This is a genomic window from Metabacillus bambusae, assembly GCF_017497975.1.
GTDB lineage: Bacteria > Bacillota > Bacilli > Bacillales > Bacillaceae > Metabacillus > Metabacillus bambusae.
Genome location: NZ_JAGDEL010000049.1, coordinates 1 through 4,070 on the forward strand (window position 1 = coordinate 1; position 4,070 = coordinate 4,070).

Genomic DNA, 4,070 nt, shown 5'->3' on the forward strand with positions numbered 1-4,070 from the left:
ACTTAATAAATTATCTGGTAATGATGGCGAAGAGGCCACACCCGTTCCCATGCCGAACACGGAAGTTAAGCTCTTCAGCGCCGATGGTAGTTGGGGGTTTCCCCCTGTGAGAGTAGGACGTTGCCAGATAAGTGAGAAAAGGATCAGTAGAGATACTGGTCTTTTTTTGTAGATTTTTTTATAAACCGCAAGGTTTAATAATTTAGAAATGAAGACAAATTTAAATTACTAGCCTGAGGCTTGGGAGAAGCATATAAAGGAACTTCTACTAAGAACGCCACGTCCTGTGGCAACGTAGAAGTCAGCACATCCTGTGCAAGTCCTGTGAGAGTAGGACGTTGCCAGGTAAGAGAGAAAAAGATCAGTAGAGATACTGGTCTTTTTTTTATTTTGCATTTGGAATGCATTATCTAAATACGTTTAGGTGTAAGCTGAAGAGATTTGAGACACATTTTTTTCGTCACTAAACGACCTTTTTGGATTATATTTGTAAGATTGACTACTTTTTTGTATTTTTCCTCAATTTTAGTAAATGTTAATAGTACGTTTCATGTAATGTATAAATTTAGAGGTGTAAATGTTGTCATTAAGTTATTTTAAGTCCGAAAAGAAGTTAATCATATTTTCCTTATTAATCATATGTATTTATTTATTACCAATCTTTATTTTTGGGGAAAAAGCCCATATTCGAGTGCATGACAATCTGGATTCTAATATGGCCTGGTACAAAGTTTTGAGTGCTAGTGGACAAATTCATGGACCTATAAATGCAATTATTCCACAAGTAATAAATGGCCTGCCTAGAAATGCATATGGAACAGAATTTAGTCTTATTGTTTGGTTGTATTCTATATTTCCGACTATGACAGCTTACGCAGTTAGTCAAATGATTACACGAATTTTTGCCTTTATAGGAATGTATTTATTACTAAAAGATCACTTTATAAGGAATAAGGATTTTATGGTCTTCAATGTAGGTGTAGCATTAGCATTTTCCTTAACGCCTTTTTGGCCATCAGGAATGTTGAGCACATTAGGTATGCCGTTAGCACTTTGGGCATTTTTACATATCAGAAATCGAAATGGGACTTGGAAGCATTACCTTGTTTTAACTCTACTCCCCTTGTATTCGAGTATTGTACTAGGTTTTTTCTTTTTCTTATTTGCAATGGGGGTATTTTGGGTAGTTGATTTTTTTAGGGGGAAACAAAACGTTCATTTTCAACTAGCCATTATTTATATGACTTTGTTATATCTAGTGGTGGAGTACCGATTGATTTACTCCTTTTTATTTGATGAAGAACCTAATAGTAGAGATGAATATTTCCATGCGAGGCTTCCCTTGTGGAGAGTTATTCGGTTAACTTTCAAGAACTTTGTGCTAGGACATACACATGTTATGACTGTACACGGACTATTTATATTAGCTGTAACTTTGATTGCTTTATATCTGGTAATAGTTAAAAAGTTCTGGAAGCAGGAAGGGGCATTTATATTCCTTTTATTACTGAACTTTATTTTGTCAGCGTGGTATGCCTTTTGGTTTTATAAGGGCTGGCTTCCATTAACGAGGAAGTTTCATTTTATGGATACATTTAATTTTGCTAGGTTTCAATTTTTGAGGCCACTAGTTATTTATGTTGGGTTTGCATTGGGCTTAAAAATTATCTGGAATCATAGTAAAGGATGGAGGCAATATACAGTATTCTTTTTAATTGCTCAAATCCTATTATTATTTTGTTTTAATGATGAAATAATTTATCGGAAAAAGCCAACAGTGTCTGAGTTCTATTCTGAGGAACTCTTCGAAGATATTAAATCACATATTGGTTTACCCCAAAAAGATTATCGTGTTGTTAGTATAGGAATCCACCCTGCAATTGCTCAATATAACGGATTTTACACGCTTGATACCTATAATAATTTTTACCCTTTATCATACAAATATGAGTTTAGAAAGATTATTGAAAAAGAGCTTTCGAAAAATAAAACAATTAGAACTTACTTTGACGAGTGGGGTGGACGTTGTTATATTTTCACTGCTGAATTGGGTAAGCATTATATGTTTAAAAAGAATACGAAGAAAACGTTAAAGAATCTCGAATTTAATACTGAAGCCTTCAAAAAGATGGGCGGATCATACATTTTTTCAGCTGTTCCTATAGAAAATGCATTAGATAATCAACTCGTTCTCGAAAGAACATTTGAATCTGATTTATCAGCTTGGAAGATCTATCTATATAAAGCTTTATAATTTTCTTGGAGGTTATATAATGGTTGAGCCTATTCTTACGATTGTAATACCTTGTTATAACGAAGAAGATGTGTTGTCTGAAACAGTGTACCAGCTAAATAAGGTCTTAAATAATTTAATTCAAGAAAATTTAATTGCTGGTCAAAGTAAAATCTTGTTTGTTGATGATGGAAGTAAAGATAGAACATGGTCCATAATTTATAAAGAAACCTTAAGAAATAGTAAGGTTCATGGACTAAAGCTAGCAAGAAACGTCGGTCACCAAAATGCTTTATTGGCCGGCCTGATAGCAGGAAAAGCTTCATCTGATTGTGTAGTGTCTATAGATGCAGATTTACAGGATGATGTAAACGTCATTAGAGAGTTTATCTTAAAATTTAATGAAGGATTTGATATTGTTTACGGTGTAAGAGGGAAACGTGATACAGATCATGTACTAAAAAGAACTACAGCAGAAGCGTTTTATACAATGATGCAAAAGTTGGACGTTAATCTGATTTATAATCATGCTGATTACCGATTAATGAGTAAGAGAGCAATTGGGGAATTAGAAAAATTTGAGGAAGTGAACTTATTTTTAAGAGGAATTGTACCATTAATTGGTTTTCCTTCTACATCTGTATATTACGATCGTAAAGAAAGGTTTGCTGGGGAAACAAAGTATCCACTAAAGAAAATGTTATCCTTTGCATTTGAAGGCATTACTTCATTTTCTGTTACTCCTATACGATTTGTTTTGTTAGTAGGTTTTCTCTCCTTTTTTACAAGTTTATTATTTGGATCTTATTTTATTACTCTGAAGTTCATAGGAGAAACGGAGACAGGGTGGACATCTTTAATCACTTCAATTTGGTTAATTGGAGGATTGCAATTAATAGCTATTGGATTAATAGGAGAGTATATCGGTAAAATATATAAGGAATCAAAGCGTAGACCCAAATATATTGTAGATATTGATACGTATAGTCTCACTCAACAGCTCACTGAAAGGAATATATATGTAGATTCAAATGGCCAAAATCGTCGAGAATTACTTTAATAGAACGAATACCTTTATAAGGTTTTTATTAATTGGGCTTGTAAACACTTGTATTGGGTTTTCTTTGATCCTTTTATTGTTAAACGTATTTGGCCTGTCATATTGGTTTTCTACATTTATAGGTAATAGTATAGGAGCTATAGTAAGCTATGCTCTTAATAAAATTTTCACTTTCAAAAGTAATGTAAGTAATAGAAAGGGATTAATTATATTTATCCTTGTTATTTTTGGGAGCTATATTATTTCATATCAGCTAGGGTATAAAATAATTCATGATAGTAACGTTTTTAATCTTGATTTATATAAGGATGAAGTTTCAGTATTACTGGCAGCTATTTTATATACTGTTTTAAATTACTTAGGACAAAGGTATTTTACATTTCGACAAGTAGAAGATAGTTGAAAATGACTGCATATTAAAAAACTTAGTTGAAAACTCTTTAATTAATAGTTAAGACATAAATCCAGTCAGGAAGTAATGATGAAAAAACGTTTGACATAGAGTGATATATAGTTTAGAATGAAATTCTGCCATAACAAATCAGATAAATGATTTCGACTGATTAATAAAAACTTATAAAAGTAGTTGACTTTACTTATCGAAATTGTTATGATTAATTTCTAGCCTTTTAAAAGGGTTGGACAAGCAGTAAATGATCTTTGAAAACTAAACAAAACCAAGCGTGCCAACGTTAATTTTTAATTAACAAAACAACGTACTATTATAGTACAAACTTATGAGCTATATCAAACACTTTATTGGAGAGTTTGATCCTG

At 32.3% G+C, this 4,070-nt stretch carries 3 protein-coding genes and 1 rRNA gene; all 4 read left to right on the plus strand.

Annotated elements, in window-relative coordinates; all coding sequences use genetic code 11:
• The first annotated feature begins 13 nt into the window (after positions 1-13).
• The 4 genes from rrf (at position 14) to I7822_RS29260 (ending at position 3,696) form a co-directional block, all read left to right on the plus strand.
• Positions 14-129, plus strand: a 5S ribosomal RNA gene (gene rrf, locus I7822_RS29245).
• Positions 130-577: 448 nt separating this feature from the next.
• The gene (locus I7822_RS29250; protein WP_243459753.1) at positions 578-2,254 is read left to right on the plus strand and encodes a DUF6044 family protein; all 1,677 of its coding nucleotides are present in this window, start codon (positions 578-580) and stop codon (positions 2,252-2,254) included.
• Between the two features lie 19 nt (positions 2,255-2,273).
• Complete coding sequence (locus I7822_RS29255; RefSeq protein WP_207982552.1) at positions 2,274-3,293, plus strand: glycosyltransferase family 2 protein; 1,020 nt, start codon at positions 2,274-2,276, stop codon at positions 3,291-3,293.
• Positions 3,265-3,696, plus strand: a complete 432-nt coding sequence (locus I7822_RS29260) for a GtrA family protein (RefSeq protein WP_207982553.1) — start codon at positions 3,265-3,267, stop codon at positions 3,694-3,696. The genes I7822_RS29255 and I7822_RS29260 overlap by 29 nt, the downstream gene beginning before the upstream one ends.
• Positions 3,697-4,070 lie beyond the last annotated feature (374 nt).